The sequence below is a fragment of the Saccharospirillum sp. genome (genome assembly GCF_040881935.1).
Taxonomy (GTDB): Bacteria; Pseudomonadota; Gammaproteobacteria; order Pseudomonadales; family Natronospirillaceae; genus Saccharospirillum.
In genome coordinates this window covers 1-18,155 of record NZ_JBBECH010000075.1, presented here as the reverse complement: position 1 = coordinate 18,155, position 18,155 = coordinate 1, and the positions used below count along the sequence as shown (strand labels likewise).

Annotated in this window: 18 protein-coding genes; 4 read left to right on the top strand and 14 right to left on the bottom strand. The window is 51.9% G+C overall.

Going from position 1 to position 18,155, the window contains the following annotated elements; genetic code table 11:
* Window positions 1-56: 56 nt before the first annotated feature.
* Window positions 57-1,358 carry a 2-hydroxyacyl-CoA dehydratase gene (locus WEB54_RS13880; protein WP_368056324.1) on the bottom strand — a complete coding sequence of 434 codons (1,302 nt, stop codon included), beginning with the start codon at window positions 1,356-1,358 and terminating at the stop codon, window positions 57-59.
* 2 nt (window positions 1,359-1,360) lie between these two features.
* Window positions 1,361-2,503 carry a 2-hydroxyacyl-CoA dehydratase gene (locus WEB54_RS13875; RefSeq protein WP_368056323.1) on the bottom strand — a complete coding sequence of 381 codons (1,143 nt, stop codon included), beginning with the start codon at window positions 2,501-2,503 and terminating at the stop codon, window positions 1,361-1,363.
* Between the two features lie 161 nt (window positions 2,504-2,664).
* On the opposite strand from WEB54_RS13875, the gene WEB54_RS13870 reads away from it, so the two are divergent.
* Both WEB54_RS13870 and WEB54_RS13865 read left to right on the top strand, forming a co-directional pair.
* Complete coding sequence (locus WEB54_RS13870) at window positions 2,665-3,174, top strand: MarR family winged helix-turn-helix transcriptional regulator (protein WP_368056321.1); 510 nt, start codon at window positions 2,665-2,667, stop codon at window positions 3,172-3,174.
* A gap of 91 nt (window positions 3,175-3,265) precedes the next feature.
* Entirely contained in the window at window positions 3,266-4,429 is a 1,164-nt protein-coding gene (locus WEB54_RS13865; RefSeq protein WP_368056320.1) for a CaiB/BaiF CoA transferase family protein, read from the top strand.
* Window positions 4,430-4,688: 259 nt separating this feature from the next.
* Here WEB54_RS13865 and nagB read toward each other — a convergent pair whose 3' ends face one another.
* The 8 genes from nagB to WEB54_RS13825 all read right to left on the bottom strand — a co-directional run bounded on the left by nagB (window position 4,689) and on the right by WEB54_RS13825 (window position 12,319).
* Window positions 4,689-5,495, bottom strand: coding sequence for a glucosamine-6-phosphate deaminase (nagB, locus tag WEB54_RS13860; RefSeq protein ID WP_368056318.1), 807 nt, complete (start codon window positions 5,493-5,495; stop codon window positions 4,689-4,691).
* Window positions 5,492-6,658 carry an N-acetylglucosamine-6-phosphate deacetylase gene (gene nagA / locus WEB54_RS13855; protein ID WP_368056316.1) on the bottom strand — a complete coding sequence of 389 codons (1,167 nt, stop codon included), beginning with the start codon at window positions 6,656-6,658 and terminating at the stop codon, window positions 5,492-5,494. Before nagA ends, nagB begins: the two co-directional genes overlap by 4 nt.
* A gap of 182 nt (window positions 6,659-6,840) precedes the next feature.
* Window positions 6,841-7,716, bottom strand: a complete 876-nt coding sequence (locus WEB54_RS13850) for an N-acetylneuraminate lyase (protein ID WP_368056314.1) — start codon at window positions 7,714-7,716, stop codon at window positions 6,841-6,843.
* 5 nt (window positions 7,717-7,721) lie between these two features.
* Window positions 7,722-8,978, bottom strand: a complete 1,257-nt coding sequence (locus tag WEB54_RS13845) for a TRAP transporter large permease (RefSeq protein ID WP_368056312.1) — start codon at window positions 8,976-8,978, stop codon at window positions 7,722-7,724.
* A 14-nt stretch (window positions 8,979-8,992) separates the two neighbouring features.
* Window positions 8,993-9,475 (bottom strand): TRAP transporter small permease, encoded by a 483-nt coding sequence (locus tag WEB54_RS13840; RefSeq protein ID WP_368056310.1) that lies wholly within the window; start codon window positions 9,473-9,475, stop codon window positions 8,993-8,995.
* A gap of 66 nt (window positions 9,476-9,541) precedes the next feature.
* On the bottom strand, window positions 9,542-10,513 hold the full coding sequence (locus tag WEB54_RS13835; protein ID WP_368056308.1) for a sialic acid TRAP transporter substrate-binding protein SiaP: 972 nt from the start codon (window positions 10,511-10,513) through the stop codon (window positions 9,542-9,544).
* Between the two features lie 122 nt (window positions 10,514-10,635).
* Window positions 10,636-11,535, bottom strand: coding sequence for an ROK family protein (locus tag WEB54_RS13830; RefSeq protein WP_368056306.1), 900 nt, complete (start codon window positions 11,533-11,535; stop codon window positions 10,636-10,638).
* Window positions 11,536-11,569: 34 nt separating this feature from the next.
* The gene (locus WEB54_RS13825) at window positions 11,570-12,319 is read right to left on the bottom strand and encodes an N-acetylmannosamine-6-phosphate 2-epimerase (protein WP_368056304.1); all 750 of its coding nucleotides are present in this window, start codon (window positions 12,317-12,319) and stop codon (window positions 11,570-11,572) included.
* Window positions 12,320-12,452: 133 nt separating this feature from the next.
* Here WEB54_RS13825 and WEB54_RS13820 point away from each other — a divergent pair, with 133 nt between their 5' ends.
* Window positions 12,453-13,289 (top strand): MurR/RpiR family transcriptional regulator, encoded by an 837-nt coding sequence (locus WEB54_RS13820; RefSeq protein ID WP_368056302.1) that lies wholly within the window; start codon window positions 12,453-12,455, stop codon window positions 13,287-13,289.
* Window positions 13,290-13,358: 69 nt separating this feature from the next.
* Here WEB54_RS13820 and WEB54_RS13815 read toward each other — a convergent pair whose 3' ends face one another.
* Window positions 13,359-13,994 carry an SGNH/GDSL hydrolase family protein gene (locus tag WEB54_RS13815; protein WP_368056300.1) on the bottom strand — a complete coding sequence of 212 codons (636 nt, stop codon included), beginning with the start codon at window positions 13,992-13,994 and terminating at the stop codon, window positions 13,359-13,361.
* Window positions 13,995-14,432: 438 nt separating this feature from the next.
* On the opposite strand from WEB54_RS13815, the gene WEB54_RS13810 reads away from it, so the two are divergent.
* Window positions 14,433-14,861 (top strand): GreA/GreB family elongation factor, encoded by a 429-nt coding sequence (locus WEB54_RS13810; RefSeq protein ID WP_368056298.1) that lies wholly within the window; start codon window positions 14,433-14,435, stop codon window positions 14,859-14,861.
* 4 nt (window positions 14,862-14,865) lie between these two features.
* On the opposite strand, the gene WEB54_RS13805 is transcribed toward WEB54_RS13810, so the two are convergent.
* The 3 genes from WEB54_RS13805 to WEB54_RS13795 form a co-directional block, all read right to left on the bottom strand.
* Window positions 14,866-15,003 (bottom strand): DUF2200 family protein, encoded by a 138-nt coding sequence (locus tag WEB54_RS13805; protein WP_368056296.1) that lies wholly within the window; start codon window positions 15,001-15,003, stop codon window positions 14,866-14,868.
* Window positions 15,004-15,105: 102 nt separating this feature from the next.
* Window positions 15,106-16,887 (bottom strand): ABC transporter ATP-binding protein, encoded by a 1,782-nt coding sequence (locus tag WEB54_RS13800; protein WP_368056294.1) that lies wholly within the window; start codon window positions 16,885-16,887, stop codon window positions 15,106-15,108.
* Window positions 16,884-18,155, bottom strand: a 1,272-nt coding sequence (locus tag WEB54_RS13795; RefSeq protein WP_368056292.1) for an ABC transporter ATP-binding protein, incomplete at its 5' end; no start/stop codon positions are given. The genes WEB54_RS13795 and WEB54_RS13800, both read right to left, overlap by 4 nt.

Here is an 18,155-nt window from a genome sequence, read left to right as displayed (position 1 = left end):
GCTCCTGCTGGTAAGTCGGTTTATCACCGATCTTGTTGCACTCCACAATAGTTAACTTAATTAACTACGTCAAAATCTTTTTTTGCCTTAACTTCATCGAGCACCGCCGCCACTCGCCCGACCATGGCTTCGCGGTCCCATTCGCGCCGATCGACCATGTCTGACCATATTTCGATGACCGTCACGCCGGCGGCTTCCAGGGCATGCTTGGCGAACAGAGACCCCTGACCGGAAAAACGGTCATGGCGCGGAATCAACATCAGGGCGACGTCAATTCGATAGCGCCGGGCCTGGTCGGCCAGCCAGGAATTCACCCAGGGTGGCTGATGCAACTGCTCATTCATCGACACCACCCGGGCAGCCAGTGCACGCATCGGGTCGCCCTGGTCGTAACGGATGTAACCGTCGGCCGCGAACGGCAAATACATGGACCAGGCAAAGACGGCACTGTGACTTTCTTCAAAGGCGGCGTAGAAACTGGTATCAAACCAGAGCCCCGCCCCTACCCACATCATTCGGATAGACTCATCAGGGCAGACCGCAACCCCCTCCTCAATCCGACTTTTGACTTCATCCCGAAAGGCTTCGGCATGTTGCAAGGCCCAGTCGGACCCGCGATGCCACTGGGGAATCATCACGTTGGGAATCTGCTCGGATATCCGGATCGGACAACGCGGTGCTTGCGCCAGCATCTCGTGCACCTCGTCAAATATTTCTTCCTGGCGATTAATGGCGTCCATGTAACGGGCAAAATGTCCGGCGTCGAACGGGCGACCGGTGATGCGTTCGAGCTGCTGCACCAGCTGGTAAAGCTCCGCTTCCATCAAATCGAGCCGATCCGTGCCGTAAAGAGTTTCCCAGTCGCGTCGCGCCAGTTCCCACCAGTTCGGTTCCGGGTCCGGCACCGCCGGGGCACTGAACAGAAATAGCGGTGCGCCGGTCTGCTTGGCCCATAAGGAGAAAATGCGCTGATGATCGTCCGCGCTCTGTCGTGCACAAAGTATCGCCGGGCTTGGCAAACCGCCCCACGGCTGACGCTCGCGGTCCCCTTCCAGCTCAGCAATCAATGGGAGACTGGAATACTTGGCGAGCCGATCGTGAAAACCGAGTGAGGCCATGTGATCAAAGTAATATTCAGAAAGCTGCTTGGCTGATAAAACAGCAGACCACCATTGGTTGGTGACGATGGGCAGGCCCATAATATGAAACAGTTCATGCGGTGTATCGGCGTTGACGAAGGCGAAATCGGAACCCGCCTTGATCTGTTCACGCAGCCCCCGCACCCAATCCCGCTGGTATTCGGTCGCCAGTCGCGCACTGGCAAGTGGCTGATAGTCAGTGGTGTTTGAGTCACTCATGCCTATGCTCCCAATTCGAGGGTCAGGTGTTCCCGCATCTGCGTACAGGCGCTTTCATCCGGTCTGAAATCGCGAAAGCCCAGGTTGATCACGGGAATGCCCCGCTCGGTTAACGCTTGCTGCAGGCTGGGCAAGTCCCAGCCAAAGGTGTCATCGTTCTGATCCATCTGTGCGATCACCGCGTCACATCGAGCCTCGGCACAGGCATCGGCCAGGGCGTTGATCATGTCGATGGAGGAATGCCCTCTCGGGCAAAATGGATCCCTTGCCATGGCTTGTAACAGACTGTCTGAATCGGTTACGCCCTCGACAGGCCCGGGCCAAATTCGACCAAAAGGCTGCAGATCCGCTACCAGGATGCCTACTGAATCCAGCACGCGATAAAGCGCTTCCGAATCCGTCGCCGAGCCGACCAGACCCAACCGCTTACCCGTTCGAACAGGTTTGGATTCCCGGCCCGACAAGGCTGCCCGCAGCAACGCTTGAAATTGTTCAGCTTCAAGGTAGCGACCCGCATTGCGCCACCGGAACGCGTCCAGGCCGGTTAACCGGGGGCGCTGTTCGCACTGAGCTGCGGTCAGCTCCTCAAGTGCCAGGCATCGTGAGCGGTGGTGCTCAATGGCGGTCGCGATGGCCGCGTCATCCGGTTGCCTGTCGCCCAGAGACACCAGCTGTGACACAAGCTTGTCTGCCTGGTGCTGATTGAACCTGAGCACAGCGGCAGTACTGCCCTGCTCGGCATTCCACAGCAACAAGGCCGGGAAAGGATGTTCGGTATACCCCTGGCGCTGATACTCCAGCGCATACTGATAAGCCACCAGTGCCGCCGCATCCTGTCGGCTGAAGACGATGGCTGTAAGATGGTTCAGCCAGCCATTGGCAAGCCGGTTTAAAAACAGCTGCGTATAATCATCGAGAAAAGGCTCGATGAACTGGTTGATGCCTTCATGCCGGTCGTTCGATTCGGGTTCAGGAACAGATTTGACGTCAACCACCCGGCACCCGGCCGCGGCAAGCAATACCTCAGGGATGCCGTTCCCAAAGCAGCCCACCCAGGGCCTGGCAGTCGCTTCTTCAGTCACCGCTGGCCGGGCTTTATGGGCAAAGGCCGCCTCCAACTGAGTGATGGCATTGGATGAATCCAAACTGCACCTCCAGAGTATGGTGTTTAATAGTTAATTTAGTTAACTATATCGACCGAACCTTGTCAAACTTATTGGTTATCCCGGTTCCTCGGCCATAAGCGCCACTTGACATTGAGTTCTTACATGGCAAATTCACCGCTTAATTAACGGAATTAACCAACATGACTGATATTCCCGACATCCCGACGCCTTCAGGCAACGGACAACTTGAACTGGATTACCTGGCGAGAGATCTGCCATTTCTGTCAAGAGTGCTTCGCTCATACATTCGCAATGAAACCGCCAATGCCTATCAGGAGCTGGACGTCGAACCCGGCGAAATCGCCATCACCAACCTTATCGGCATAAACCCGGGGATATCGCAGAACGACCTGGCGGCAGCCACGGTGCTCAAAAAGCCAGCGGTGACAAAAATTGTGCGGGCGATGGAAGACAAAGGCCTGGTTAAACGTGAACGGGTAAAGACCGACAAACGCTACAATGCCCTTAAACTAACCAAAGCTGGGGAGAAGCGCCGCGACGCCATGCGCCAACGGATGGAATCACAGCGTGAAGCGCTTATGGCTGTTTTTTCTGACCGGGAGCAGACCGATTTTTTCGACATGATGAACCGGCTGTGCATGCATCTGGCCGAACGGTCTCGCGAAGCAGACAGTAAAACCAATCTGTGAAATTTGTCATTTCATTCCCGCCCAGGTTGACGGCGGCCCTATTAATAGTTAACTTTATTAACTATTAATCAACTACCGTTGGATTGACCTCATGGCAAAACCACTAGCGGGCGTGCGTATCGCCGACTTCTCCCATGTGATTGCCGGGCCACTCGCCACGCACTTTCTCAGTCTGCTGGGAGCCGAAGTCATCAAAGTCGAGCCCCCTGGCGGCGATGTGCTGCGCAACTATACCCAGCGACGGGAATTGCGCGGCATGTCAGAACCCTTCATTTCCACCAATGCCGGTAAAAAGTCAGTCGTACTGGATCTCAAGTCTGATTTTGGCCGTGAAGCAGCCCTGAAATTAATAGACAGCAGTGACATTCTGGTCGAAAACTTCAGACCCGGTGTCATCAGCCGATTGGGGCTGGGATACAACACCCTGCGGGAACGTCATCCGGGACTGATCTTCTGCTCGGTCTCTGGGTACGGACAGGAAGGGCCGATGCGGGATTACCCGGCCATTGACCAGATCATTCAAAGTGTCTCCGGCTTGATGAGTCTTTCCGGCGAAGCCGACAGCGACGCGATGCGCATCGGCTTCCCGATCGTAGATACTTACAGTGCACTGCTGGCAGCCTTTGCGATTCAATCCGCGTACATTCAACGCGAGCGTGACCCGGACAAAAAGGGGCAGTTTATCGACATGTCGATGCTGGACGCCTCCATGGTGATGATGGCCTCGGTATTCGCCCCCCTAATGATTTCCGGAACCCAACCCGAGCGTACCGGTAACCGTGGGTTTTCACGGGCACCGACGGCAGACACCTTCGACACCCTCGACATGCCGCTGACCATAGGTGCCGTGCAACAAAACCAGTATGAGCGATTGTGCCATGCCATGGAGCGGCCGGATTTACTTGCGGATACCCGGTTCAAAGACCCTGACTCGCGCATGGAACACGACGTTGAACTGCAGAATGAACTGACCAAAACGTTCAAAACCCGTTCGGCTATGGACTGGGAAAAGCGGTTGTGCGATGCAGGTGTTCCCGCCGGCGCAGTTCGTTCTGTTGACGATGCGTTGCATCTTGATCAATTAAAAGATCGTGGCCTACACCTGGACATCCCCGTGAACGGTGCGGCAATAGACCGGGCGACCATCCTGAACGCCGGGTTCAAGTTCGAGCACGATGGCCCTGGCGTCAGCACTGCACCGCCTCAGTTAGGTGAACACACAAACGAAATACTGACTGAGTTGGGCTTGATCTGATCTCGACATCATCAAGGCTTTATCGAGAACGGCATACTTTGTGAACCTGAGTTCACCGATGCCTCGGCCGGTACACAGGTTGCCCTTACTGGCGACTAAGTTGGATACCTGTCTACCATTGCAGTCTGTCCAGTGTGGCCGAGTGGATCGGCGCGAGTGCAACCCTGAAACTGACCGCTGCGCGGCACTGGCTCGACCTTGGAACGCGCTTGGCATTTTGTCGAAAACCTGTCTCTTAACTGAAGTTAGAAAAAACTTCTCAACGACTTTGAGACCTACTTTGTCGGTGATGCAACAATTCCTGATTCCTGGCTTCAGTCAACTCATAGAAACAACTATTCTCAAGCCCTTGAGATGCAGCACGGTCCAGAATGACCGTTACCTTTGGATGCAGCTGCAATATTGATGCAGGACACCTGGCAGCAATAGGTCCCTCAATCATTTCCACCACGGCATCCGATTTTGCTGCGCCGGTCGCCAATAGCACGACTTGTTTGGACTCCATGATCGTTCCTATCCCCATTGTAATTGCCAGAGTAGGTTGGAACTCTCCCTCACTAAAGAATCGCTGATTAGCTTTGATTGTCTCAGGTGTCAAAGTCTTGATACGAGTTCTTGAGCCCAGGCTAGAGGTCGGCTCGTTGAATCCAATATGACCGTTGTGACCCAGACCCAGTAGTTGCAAGTCGACCCCACCCGCCTTTTCCAGTTTTAGCTCATAGGCTTCGCATTCAGCGATCGGATCTGCAGACGTTCCATTTGGTACATAGGTGTTGGCAGGATCGATATTTACCTGATTGAACAAATGCTTATCCATAAAATAGCGGTAGCTTTGGGGGTGCTGCGCATCCAAACCCAGATACTCATCCAAATTAAAGGTAGTAGCCTGGGAAAAACTCACTTCACTAGTGCGACATCGAGCTATCAGTTCATTGTATAGAGCCACTGGAGTTGACCCTGTTGCAAGCCCGAGCACTGAAGCCGGTTTAGACGCAAGCTGTTTTGAAATAAGCTCAGCACCGTACTGCGCCACATGCTCTGGTGTTTCCAGTATCACAATCTTCACAAAGATGGACCTCCATTTGCAAACAGCTCAAGCGGTTGGCCAGCACGCCAAGCCCCTTTCAATGATGCGTCACTCCCCCACCAGGAAAAGTCGGCCCAGTAGCCTGGCCTGATCGAACCAAACTGATCAGCTACTCTCAAATACTCAGCAGGATATCGGCTTGCCATTGCAATGGACTCCGTTAATGAAACATCCTGTGCCCGATAAACATATTGAACTGCATCGACGAGGGATATGGCACTGCCCGCCAACCGTCCCTGACTATTCTGCAAACGGCCATTTACTTCCTCAATGGGTTCGCCATAAAGCTCGAAGCGCTTGTCTTGAGTGCCCACTGTTGCCATCGCATCACTGACCAGATAGACCTTTCCGACTGGCTTGGCCGAAAGGGCTAGCTGAATGGATGCCGGGTGAACGTGAATGCCATCAGCAATTAGCCCACACCAGGTTTCATTCCGGGTCAACGCAGCCCCCACAACGCCAGGCGCTCTACCATTGTGGGCGCTCATGGCATTGAACAAATGGGTGAATCCGTTAAGCCCAGCATTGATCGCCGAACAGACGGTCTCATAGTCAGCATCCGTGTGTCCGGCACTCAATCGCAGGCCCAGGTCGACAAGCTTCCTGATGTCATCCTGGGTAACACATTCGGGGGCCAGTGTGACAATGGCAGGAACGGCGGATGCAGCTCTCAGCCAGGACCAATCGTCATTCGCAATTTGGCGTAAGGCATCCAGCCGATGTACACCGCTTTTTGCAGTACTGAAAAAAGGGCCTTCCAGATGTACCCCCAGCACCCCGCTGTGCGGATCAGAAACCATTGGTACTACTGCATCAATTACCTTACGGGCCACTTCCGGAGTATCTGAGATCACGGTTGGCAAAATGCGTGAAACACCCACTGAAGCATGGCCGGAAGCCATCTGTTGTAAAGCCCGGGTATCGGGTTGATTGTTAAGCAGCACACCGCCCCCGCCGTTTACCTGTAAGTCAATCAGGCCTGGCGCCAACATGCCGGTATCACACACTGTACTTTGAAAATGGGAAGGAACCTCATTAGGATTGACCAATCCAATAATGCGACCGCTTTCCATTAGCACGGCTTTAGGACCGTGAATTTCGTTACCGTCAAACAACTCCGGTGCGACCAGTGCTGTGAACATGGATACTCCTACACCTATTGGCCATCGATACCGGGAGTACTCAGTTTCTATTCTGCCGAGTCTCGCCGACGTTCTTTGATGTATTGGTCAGTACCGACTCTGAATGGCTCTTGGGTACCAGAAAGTATTAAACAGATAAAACAAGAGGGGCTAAGGCCCCTATAGATTACAACCACCAAGCGTTAAAGCTGATAGGCTTCCTTGGTTTTCTTCAACAGATCCCAGTCTTTGTCAGATAACCAGGTAAAAGGTTTTCTGGGTTGACCCACCTTAAAACCCTGAAGGGTCAACATACCCTTTATACCAGCCAGGAAGCCTGGCTTGAGCAAAACGTCGATAATATTGTTGATTTCGTGCTGCTCCTTTCTTGCGGCAAGAAAGTCGCCCTTCTCAACTGCATCCCACAACTTTAGATACCGCTTGGGCATAACGTTGTAAGTAGACCCAATACCACCGTCAGCACCCATCACAGCGCCACTGACCAACATGTAATCTTCACCGTGGTAAATCAGCTTATCGGGACAGCGCAACTTCAATCGTTCGATAACCGTCATGTTAGTTGTCGTATGCTTAAGTCCGATCACCTTTTCCCAGGACAGCATTTCAGCCAACTCGTCAAGGCTGAAATCGACACCGGTTACCGCCGCCGCGTTATATACAACCATTGGTAAGTTAACCGCTTCAGTAATATCACGGTAGAAACTCAGGATCTGTGGCTTGGTAAACCCATAGTAGAACGGTGGTGTCGATGATATCGCGTCATAACCCACCTCTTCCGCCTTTCGGGCGAGCTCGATGGTGTTAGGCGTACTGATCGCTCCGACATGAGCCATCAGCTGTGCACGGCCGTTATTGACACGAGCGACCGTCTCCAGGAATGAAAGCCGCTCTTCCTGGGTTTGAAGATAGCACTCGCCGGAGCTACCCCCGATATAAAAACTCTTAATACCACTATCGAGGAAGTGCTCAATCAAAGCCTCGGTGGCTGATTCAGACGGGCGTCCTTCATCGTCATAGGGCGTTATCAACGGAATTATTATGCCTTTGGCATCATACATAGCAGTTATCCCAGTAAAAGATTAGGTAGAAAAAGTGTCAGTTGTGGAAATACCGCAACGAGTATCAAGACAACAAACAAGGGAACAAGGAAGGGCAGAACACCACGAGTCAGTATGTGAATCGGAATATTACCGACCTTTGACACTACAAACAGGGCCATACCCATGGGCGGTGTCAGAATCCCAATCATAAGATTCATCATCACCATCACCCCGAAGTGAACAGGATCTATTCCAAATGCGACGGCAACGGGAACCAGAATGGGAACAACCAATAGGAGCAACGCCAGAGACTCAATAAAGGTACCCAGAAAGATCAGCATGATGTTGATCAGCAACAGAAACATCCATGGACTGTCCGAAAACGTCAGAAAGAACTCGGCCACTTGTTTTGGAAGTTGTTCCATTGCAACTACATAGCCAAAGAGCGTGACACCCATAACCATCAGTGCAACCACCGCCGTGGTACTGACAGTTTCACGAAAGATGCCGATCAAATCAGGCAACTTGATCGTTTTATATACAAAGCCGCCCAGAAATAGTGAGTAAATGGCAGCTACTACTGCTGCTTCGGTAGGGGTGAATACACCCGAGAAAATGCCACCAATGATGATCGCCGGTGTCAGAATGGGCAGAAAAGCTTTTCTTGCGGCTGACAAGCGCATACGCATGGGTTGACGCTCTTCTACGGCATAACCACGTTTTTTGGCGATGTAGTAGACCATCACCATCAACGCGAGTGCACACAATACACCTGGCACCAGACCTGCGATAAAGAGTGAGCCAATGGAAGAGCCTGACACCACACCATAAATCACCAGAGGTATAGAAGGTGGCACGAGCGGGCCAATGATTGACGACGCAGCGGTAATACCTCCGGCAAAGTCATCATCATAATTTCCATCGCGCATGGACTTTATTTCAAGCTGCCCGAGGCCTCCGGCATCAGCCAGTGCACTACCCGACATACCCGAGAACAGTAAACTGGCCATGATGTTCACGTGCCCCAGACTACCGGTAATGTGGCCCACCATCGACTTGGCAAAGTTGAAAATACGTTCCGTAACACCGGCAGCGTTCATGGCAATGCCCGTCATCACGAAAAAAGGGACCGCCAGCAACGGAAAGGTATTCAGGCCAGAGATCATGCGTTGTGTAACAAAAATAATACCGATATCACTGGTCAGAAGGTAAACCACCGACACCATGATCAGTGAGAAGCCCACAGGCATCCCAAGAAAGAGCAAGGCCAGCCAGCCCAAGAATAACCACAACATTACGATTCTCCCGATTGCGGTTCGGCTTTTAAGGTCTTAATGTCCCGGTACAGCCGTTGCACCAGTCTAAGTACCAGCAATGCGGTTGCTATTGGGTAAGCACCATAGAGCCAGGACATCGGTAAATCCAAACTGACCATCAACAATCGGTGTTGCATCAACGTCATGTTGTAGCCGATATAGATCAGATAGCAGAGCAGCACGACCACTGCTATATCAAACACCATTTCGATCAGTTTTCTGGCGACAGCAGGTAATAGACCTACGAAGAAATCAATTCGTACATGTCCACGATACTTGGCGACTGTGCAAATACCCAATAGCGCGCAGTATATGAAGAGGTAACGGGATACTTCTTCCGTCCAGATCAGTGGGCTTCCGAGCACAAACCGGCTGAATATTTGAAGAAACAAGGTAATCAGCAGAGCCGCTAGCAGCAGAATACTCAGCGACTCTTCAAAATCTTTTAGGTACTTGAGCATGATTCGTTCATCCAACTGCTTGAAATTACATGGCCTGGCCAAAGCCAGACCATGCTGCTTCACGACTTAAAGTTCCTGAATGCTCTCTACCAATCGGTCATCACCGATCTGCGCCTGGAACTCTTCATACAAAGGCTGCATCGCTTCACGGAAAGGACCCTGGTCAGGACGGGTTACTGTCAGGCCTTCTGATTCAAAAAAGGCGACCAACTCAGCCTCTCCTTCCATGACTTCCTCTGCCATGAAAGCAGCGCCGGCATCCAAAGCCGTTTGCAAGGCACGACGGTCTGAAGCACTCAAACCCTGATAGGTCTTTTCGCTGACGATAGTCACAATGTCCTGCGCCATATGGCCAGTCAGTGCCAGGTAGTCCTGAACCTCATAGAACTTCTGAGCATTGATCGTCGGCAATGGGTTTTCCTGTCCGTCTACCGCATTGGTTTGCAGTGCCAGGTACACCTCGGAAAACGCGATTGGGGCTGGTGACGCACCCGCATACTTTGCGAAGTCCAGCAGCGCACGAGCGTTGGGCACACGTAACTTCAGCCCATCCATGTCATCAATCGAGTTAATGGCTCGGTTCGATGTGGTGTGACGGGTACCAAAGTAGCTGACCGCCATCGGGTGCCAGTTATAGTCCTGAGCCATTTCTTCGCGCAGTCCCAGCCCAAACTCACTGTTGTAGATCGCCTGGATGTGATCGTAGTCACGGATCACGTAGGGCAGTTGGGTTACGCCAGCACGTGGGATCCAGTCACCAATACGGCCCATCTGAGCGTAGGTGATGTCCAGCGTACCCCAGGTGACCTGAGCCAGCATGTCCCGGTCATCGCCTAACTGGCCCTCTGGGAACAGATTAATAACCACACGACCATCGGTCGCTTCTTCTACGTGATCAGCAGCCAGCTGAGCGGCCTCATACTCCAGGCTGGAAACAGAAGCTTGCATGCCCCACCGCAGTTCGGTGTCTTCTGCGGCAGCAAAGGCAGTCACGCCCAGCGATAGTGCGATGGCGGTTGTCAAATGTTTAAGTTTCATCGTTCTTCCTCTTTGTTATTTGTCGTCATGTTGTGTTTGGAACGACCACTCTGCAGAAGCGGTTATTCACCGGTTCATTGTCGAACCGACAAATTCTTAAATTCGGTTTCTTTTATCGTTTGCTATCCGTGTTTTAATGTTTCTGTGAGGCGTATAGCTGCCCCCATCGCACCCGAGTCGGCCTGAAAACGGGCCCTTTTCATAACAGGAGGGCTAACCGGACGTCTCAGACTGCTTATGTCGATACAAAGCTGCTCAAAATACCGATCCCGGATGCCTACGCTGCCGCCGATGACCACACAGTCCAGATCCAGAGACAGGTGCAAGGTGTCAACCAGATGCGCGACTTGCGTTGTACTTTGCTGAATAAGCTGGCGGGACAGCTCACGATCAAAACGACTGTCGAACAGCTCCTTGGCCGAGAGCGGTTCACCCGTCAAATGACTGGCCAAGCGCCCAAGCGCTGCGCCTGATGCCAGGTTTTCGACGCAATCCTCCAAGCCACAGCTGCACGCCTCCATTGGTGTGAATCGAGCCGGCAAGCCACGCATGTGACCAGCATGGCATGCAAGCCCCTTTGGCGACGTCATCGGTTGACCTGATAACACCAGCCCGCACCCAATACCGGTAGAAACGGTAACGAACAGAAGGTTCCCGGCAGGACGAACCTCCTGGTGCTCCAGCGCCTCGCTGAATTCTGCGTAAGCTGCCGCCGCGGCGTCGTTGATCAGCAGACAAGGCTTGCCAAATTGCCGTTCCACTTCCTTTCGAACATCGATCTGACTCACAAATGACAGAACCGAGGTATTCAGTGGCGTAATCGTTTCACTGGAAACCATTCCTGCTGAGGCAATGGCAATACCGTCAAACGAGCGGTCTTTGCAAAACAGCGCTACCTTGTCTGTCAGTGCCTGCCAGGTCTCGAAGTCTGAAGGCCACACCTCACGGGCGACGACCGATCCACCCTGGATATAGGTCAGCAATGTTTTGGTGCCACCGATGTCAATTGCCACTATGTTCATGCTTGCTCTACCCCGTTCCTGTTCAGGCCGTGCTTTATAGCGCCTTCAGGGAACTTGAAGATACGGATTGACGCATTTCCTCTACGAACCACCCTGTCACCATTTCAGGACGAGTAATGGCCGAACCGACCGTCACTGCCAGCGCACCGTTCTCAAGTGCTTGCCGGGCTTGCTCGGCTGTCCGGTAACGCCCTTCAGCGATAACAGGGATACCGACCCGGGCCCACTGGGCAACCAATTCAAGATCGGGCTCTTTTTGATCAGAATCGCCAACGTAACCAGACAAAGTTGATGCAATGAGGTCGCATCCCATGGCTGCCATCTGCCTTCCCTCCTCAAACGTCGCGCAATCTGCCATGGCAAGACACCCCAGCTCATGAATGCGTGATAACAAGGCATCAGACCCAACAGGGCGCGGTCGTTCAGTTGCATCAAACGCGATAATGGTTGCTCCCGCACTTGCCAGCGCTTCAACATCCTCCAGAAAGGGGGTGATGCGTACATCCGAGTCGGTCAGATCCCGTTTGACGATCCCCACAACAGGTAGGTCAATGTCTTTCACCACAGCGGCTACCCGTTCCGCGCCTTCAATCCGCAGCCCCTGACAACCCCCTTCTTTCGCAGCAACGGCAAAGTGAGTCACGCTTTCGACTGAATCAAAGGGACCGCCAACAGTAGGCTGGCAGGATACTATCAACCCACCTTTCAGGGCGTTAATGACAGCTTTGCGATTTTGGAACATAGTTTTATCCAAATACTTATTAATGATGAAATTTTTCACCATTATGGAACAGTAAAATCACTTTGCAAGGTACTTTTGGAGTTTTTCTTCAAAATAATCTCAGGCGACGGAGGTTTTATTGCAAGAATGACTGCCAAATGGTAGCTTAGCGGCCCTACTGTTCAGGATCTCACGCATGGCCAATCACAACATTCTCGTTCAGATTCAATCCAACTCGGTCAGCTTAAGTCCGGCACTAAAGCGCATAGCCACCTACGTCGCCGGGTCACCTGAAGCCGTCATCTATCAAACAATCACTGAGTTGTCAGAACAGTCGAAGTCCAGTGAGGCCAGCGTGATCCGGTTTTGCCGTGACCTGGGGTTCAGTAGCTTTGCAGACTTCAAGATGGCCCTGGCACTGGATCTGAACAATCGCGAAAAGCGAGGGCGGCGGCCTGACCCGGAAGCAGGTGGGTTTGTCACACAATATGGTCATAAGGCAGTTGCCGCGATCGATGATACTGCTGCCCTTCTCAACGAAGAGGCCCTAAAAGCATCCGTGAAAGCCCTGGCCAAAGGCGGCCGGATAGACCTTTATGGGGTGGGAGCATCATCGGTTACCGCCGCCTATGGTGAGTATCGTTTACTGAGGCTCGGTGCTCGAGCCCACGTTTTCAGCGATATGCACCTGGGCATAATGAGTGCATCTCAACTTAACAAGCAGGACGTGGCTCTTTGTATTTCAAGCTCTGGCTCCACGGTCGATACCGTAAAGGCCGCTCGAGTCGCCAAGGAACGCGGAGCAACGGTCATTGCCCTGACGAATACCGGCAAAAGCCCCCTTGCCTCCATAGCTGACATCACCCTGGTGGCTTCGTCCCCGGAATCCCCGCTTACCGCCGGAAAACTCGCATCGAAAATTGGACAACTGTTTATCCTGGATATTCTATTTGGCGAGTTGGCAAATGGTAAAAAGAGCTTTGAAGCTGCATTTCAACAAACAGCCGATGTAACGGGCGGGTTATCATACTAACCAGAGCGGTCCAATAGAGTAAGGGATCGCCCCGGCATATACAGTCAGGGCAGGTTCAGTCTCAAGTAGCTATGACCGCTCCAATATCCTTTGAACCACTGGCGCCAGGGAATTCGCCAAATTAGTGTGCTGAGTAACATCCCAATGAATACCTTCCTCAGTACTGGATTCTACAACGGTACCAGCATCAAAAAAGTGGCACCCGAGCTCTTCCGCTCTAGCCGAGTATTCTTCGGATAACCAGGCTGATTTCCCCGTACCCCCTGAAAACGACAGTGAATGTTCGCTAACCTCATATATTCTGGGCGGAGATACCAGTAACACTTCAGGGCATCTATTCTGTTCGTGCAAGACAAACCCCTGACATAGCCTTGCGCAGGCATTCGCTCCCATGGAAATATCGAATGCACTGAGGTTAAAACGACTTTTAAGATCATTCGTACCCAACAACAAGATCACCAGGTCAGGCTGATGGCTGATCAGGCAAGGTTCAAGATATTTGATGCCATTCTTGACCGGACCGTCAAATGGATCGTCGTGAACAGTGGTACGGCCTGGCAACCCCTCTTCAATGACTCGAAACTGCGGCCCCAACAATTCAGCTACTATCATCGGCCAACGCTCTTTGGCCGAGTAGCGTCGGCTCATACCCGGTGAAGCCCCCCAGGTATTTGAGTCACCGAAACACAGTACTGTATTTTCCATATGCACTCCCAACACGATATAAGGCAAAGCCGACAACAGAAATAAGATCTCGCTGAACGAAGCTAGAATCTAATCCCACATATATTACTATTAATTTAATCAAATAAAGTAAAAAATCTGGAAAAACAGTGAATAACAGAGGGTTTTCACTATTTAATATAAGAGCACTCCAAACCTTGATATTTACTAGACTTAGTGTAATTATCAAGGCAATCAACATGTACAAGCGAGACCATGTGACGACCATGCCAGAACTTGAGAAATCGATGAAAACCTCTGTCACCTTCCCCATCTAAGCCGAATGGTTCACAGCCATTCGGCTGTGCTCTCTTGCAAATCTAAAACCGATAAACATGCCGCTTAACGACAAAAGATCGATTGATCTTTCTATCGGTATGGGCTTTTTCAACTATTGGAATATTTTCATCTGAGGTCTTTATGATATCAGCTCAAGCTATCGTCTCTGAATTTGATGTTGAACGGTTAGACTACATCCTAGGAACACTTGGAGAGCGGGATAAACTGGTAAAAGATCGGTTAATCTTGAAACTGGATCAGGCCGATATCCATGAATCGAAAGATGTTCCACCCACGGTCGTCACACTAAACTCAACTGTTCTATTCAGGTTATCCAATGCAAAAGAACCTTTGAAAATGACACTAACACTACCCTCACGAAAACCACAACCCGAAGATTCAATTTCCATTTTAACACCAACGGGGATCGCTCTACTCGGACTCAGCGAAGGTAGCGAAACGACCTATACTCTCATGAACAGGGTTACTGCTACCTTATGGGTTGATAAAATCGTGTACCAACCAGAGCGTGGGTTGATTAGGATTGACAGTAAACAACGTGTCGGCTAGCGGCCTATTGTTTACTGGCATTCTGTTTTTCCGGAAATTTTACCGGCAGTCCCCGTTCCGCTGTATAGCGCAGAATTTTCTCCATAGCCTTGCCCTTAGCTAACTCATCGATGAGTTTGTCAAGATAGCGAATTTTCTGCATCAGCGGGTCGGCATATCCCCTTCAGGCTCTTTGATCTTGCTGCGCTACCGATTGGTTGAAGGCTTGCACCCGTCGCTAGCACTGACATAATTGGCATCAGGTTCACGTCAGCACAACCTCACCTGAGTCACCCGACTCGTCGGCCTGCTGCAACAGCCCGGCATAGACACCTTTCCGGGCCAGCAACTGCTCATGGTTGCCCTGTTCTATGATGCATCCCTGCTCGAGTACAAGAATGGTATCGCTGTGCCGGATCGTACTCAGGCGGTGTGCGATCGCGATAACGGTCCGTTCTTTGAACAGTCGGCTGATCGCGCGCTGAATCAGGTTTTCGGTCACCGAATCGACGGAACTGGTCGCTTCATCGAGCATAATCACCTGCCCCCCCTGCGCGACGGCCCGGGCAAAAGAAATCAATTGCGTCTGCCCGGCACTTAGGTTGCCGCCATTGCCGCTCAGTTCCCGGTCATACCCACCCAGGGTCTTGATAAAGCCATCGGCATAGACATAGCGAGCGGCTTCCTGTATCTGCTCACGGTCAATGGAGGGTTTACCGAGGCCGATATTAAAAGCAATGCTTTCATCGAATAAATACACATCCTGCTGCATCAGAGAAAACAAATGCATGGCGTCTTCGATCGACAGAGACGACAGTTCGATGCCGTTGAGCAGGATGCTGCCTTCGTAATCCTGATAGACTTTTGAAATCAACCGCAAAATCGTCGATTTTCCAGATCCGGTCGTACCCACCAACGCCAGCTGATGGCCCTTGTCCAGCCGAAAGGAAACATTTTTCAGGACCCAGGGGGCATCGTTTGCGTAACGAAAAGAGACATTCCGGAACTCCAGTGACTCGAATGTCTGTAGCCGATCCCCAAGGGCATCTTTACTGATAAGGTCCCGACCGTCTTCTTCCAGTGGTTCCTGAAAGAGTTCGTCGATGTGGTCGAAAGCGGCAAATGACCGCTGAATGGCCGCTATCTGACCGGTAAAGTCACGCAGCGGAACGAAGACCTTTTCCATGTTGTTAATGAAAGCAATCAGCACACCGATCGTCACCGCTTCTTGTACCACCTTACCGGAGCCGTACCAAATGATCAGACCAATGGTTATGGTAGTAACACCGGTAATCACCGAAAACAGCACGGCATCGTATTTGTTTGACTTTAACTGGGCCTGCAAAAACTCCTGCGTGTAGTCGGCATAGCGTCGCTCAACCTCTTCTTCGGCTCCATACAGCTGTACAGTCTTGACGCCGAGCAAGCACTCTTGCAGATAACCGGTTCCTTTTGCAAGGGCGCTGCGAGTAATCTGATACATGCTGCGCAGTTTGTTGCGAATCAGATTTGTGATGTAAAGCACCGGCGGAAAGACCGTCAGTACAATCAGAGTCAGTTTCCAGTCGATGGCCAGCATCAGGATGATCAGCGCTATGGTGTTGATCAGGTCACGCACCATCGAAAGAACACCCATGACGAACGAATCGGAAATGGCTTCCAGGTCACTGGTCAGGCGCGACAAAGTGACGCCCGTCGGAGTCCGGTCAAAGTAGGATCGGGGCAGTTTCAGAATGCGTCGGAACAATACCATACGGATGTCAGCCAACGCATATTGCCCGGTTTTTCTCAGAAAAAACGAATAACAGGAATCGGCTATGTAGTTGACTATGACCACGGCGACCATTAGTCCGATCAGCAGTGGCAAGCCTTCGTATTCACCGACGGACAGAAAGTCGTCAATTACCTTGATGGTCAACCACGGGAACAGCAAGTTAGTCGCGATAGACAGCGGAAGCATCGCAACGCCGATCAGAGCCCATGTTTTATAAGGCTTTGCAAACTGCAGAAAACGGCGAATGTAGCTGATATCAAGTTGCTTAATCATGCGCTCTCCTCCACTTCATGCTGCTGCAGCTCCCACGTTTCCCGGTAGTAGTCACTGCTGCCCAGCAACTGCTCATGTGTGCCACGGGAAATGATTTCACCATGGTGAAGCACAAGAATGTTGTCCAAATTCTCCAGTGCACTGATGCGATGAGAGACCACTAATACAGACTGCTGCCCGATGCGATTGAACAGACCACTGAGAATTTTACGTTCAGTCTCGTAGTCCACGGCGGACAGCACATTATCCATAATGATCAGATCGGCCGGACTTAGCAGTGCCCGCGCGATACTCAGACGTTGCTTCTGGCCACCAGACAGCATAATGCCTTTTTCGCCCACCAAGGTCTGATCGCCTTCCTGGAAGCGCGAGACGTCATCACTCAACTGGCTCAGCGCCAGGACCTCATCGACCTGATATTTGTCGACAGGCTGCTCATCGGTCCCGAAGCGGACATTCGCTTCCACCGTATCGGAAAACAGATACGGCTCTTGAGTGATGGTTCGAACCGTGCCACGCCACTGCCTGCGCGGCAGTCGGGCAATGTCGTCCTCGCCCCAGAAAATGTGCCCTTCAGGAATATCGAGATGATGGTTAATGCAATTCACCAGCGTCGTTTTTCCGGCTCCGATGCTGCCCAGCACACCCACTTTTTCACCAGGCATGATGTCGAAGCTGATGTTTTTCAGCGTCAGGGTATCCTGCTCCGGGTAGGCGAAGCTCAGACGACGGACACTGAGGGTCCGCTCAGCCGGCGCCGCAGGCTGAGGCAGCGTGCGATCCACCTCGGGAATCTCGGTGTTGAGAATGGACTGAACACTTTCAATGCTGACCATTCCCATTTGATAGACCACGGCAATCCGGCCAAGTTGCGCCAGCGGCAACGCCAACAGTGCGGAATAAGACAAAAAGGCGGTCATTTCGCCCAGCGTCAGACCCTGCTGCAGAACCATGTAACCACCGAGTCCGAGAATAACAACCTTCATCAGGTCGTTCGCATAATCCAACAAGGGCAGAATAAACGTCTGGATCCGGGACACTCTTACAATGGTGTCCAATAGGCGGGCGTTCACCTGTTCAACTTCGGCCGACACCCAGGTACCCATCTGCTGATTCTTGATCAGGTCGATCCCGGAGAGGTAGTTCATCAACTGTTCAGAAAGGCGTTGCAGCCGCTGCATGCGCTCGGTTTGGTACTTGCGCATCCGGATAAAGCCCTGATTGAATACGATAAACGCCAACACCACCGGTATGACCGAATACAGCAT

Excerpts from the sequence above, each read along its gene's own strand:
- WEB54_RS13840 (WP_368056310.1), bottom strand. The coding sequence starts at position 9,475 with ATGCTCAAGTACCTAAAAGATTTTGAAGAGTCGCTGAGTATTCTGCTG.
- WEB54_RS13820 (WP_368056302.1), top strand. The coding sequence starts at position 12,453 with ATGGCCAATCACAACATTCTCGTTCAGATTCAATCCAACTCGGTCAGC.
- WEB54_RS13850 (WP_368056314.1), bottom strand. The coding sequence starts at position 7,716 with ATGTATGATGCCAAAGGCATAATAATTCCGTTGATAACGCCCTATGAC.
- WEB54_RS13800 (WP_368056294.1), bottom strand. The coding sequence starts at position 16,887 with ATGATTAAGCAACTTGATATCAGCTACATTCGCCGTTTTCTGCAGTTT.
- nagA (WP_368056316.1), bottom strand. The coding sequence starts at position 6,658 with ATGTTCACAGCACTGGTCGCACCGGAGTTGTTTGACGGTAACGAAATT.
- WEB54_RS13815 (WP_368056300.1), bottom strand. The coding sequence starts at position 13,994 with ATGGAAAATACAGTACTGTGTTTCGGTGACTCAAATACCTGGGGGGCT.
- WEB54_RS13810 (WP_368056298.1), top strand. The coding sequence starts at position 14,433 with ATGATATCAGCTCAAGCTATCGTCTCTGAATTTGATGTTGAACGGTTA.
- WEB54_RS13835 (WP_368056308.1), bottom strand. The coding sequence starts at position 10,513 with ATGAAACTTAAACATTTGACAACCGCCATCGCACTATCGCTGGGCGTG.
- WEB54_RS13865 (WP_368056320.1), top strand. The coding sequence starts at position 3,266 with ATGGCAAAACCACTAGCGGGCGTGCGTATCGCCGACTTCTCCCATGTG.
- WEB54_RS13805 (WP_368056296.1), bottom strand. The coding sequence starts at position 15,003 with ATGCAGAAAATTCGCTATCTTGACAAACTCATCGATGAGTTAGCTAAG.
- WEB54_RS13880 (WP_368056324.1), bottom strand. The coding sequence starts at position 1,358 with ATGAGTGACTCAAACACCACTGACTATCAGCCACTTGCCAGTGCGCGA.
- WEB54_RS13830 (WP_368056306.1), bottom strand. The coding sequence starts at position 11,535 with ATGAACATAGTGGCAATTGACATCGGTGGCACCAAAACATTGCTGACC.
- WEB54_RS13870 (WP_368056321.1), top strand. The coding sequence starts at position 2,665 with ATGACTGATATTCCCGACATCCCGACGCCTTCAGGCAACGGACAACTT.
- WEB54_RS13825 (WP_368056304.1), bottom strand. The coding sequence starts at position 12,319 with ATGGTGAAAAATTTCATCATTAATAAGTATTTGGATAAAACTATGTTC.